General features: G+C 67.9%; 1 pseudogene. It reads right to left on the minus strand.

Features of this window, described 5'->3' with window-relative positions:
- Window positions 1-234, minus strand: a pseudogene (locus FAF44_RS54215) (IS701 family transposase); the annotation flags it as partial.

Here is a 234-nt window from a genome sequence, read left to right on the forward strand (position 1 = left end):
CCGCCTCGAAACATTCCTCGATCGGCCAGCGGGACCCGATGACCCGCACGCATTCTGGGAGCCCGTCGCCGCGCGGATCGAAGCAGTGGAAGTACGCCAGCTCGCCATCGGCGATGTTGCGGCGGACCACGTAGCGGTGTGCCGGAAGGGCGGTGTCGATGACCGCCCAGTCATAGACCCGAAATCCCTTGGTGCCGATGCCGCAGGCGCGCCGCTGCCAGTCGCCGGCGTTCA

The sequence above is a fragment of the Nonomuraea sp. MG754425 genome (assembly GCF_021699195.1).
Lineage (GTDB): Bacteria > Actinomycetota > Actinomycetes > Streptosporangiales > Streptosporangiaceae > Nonomuraea.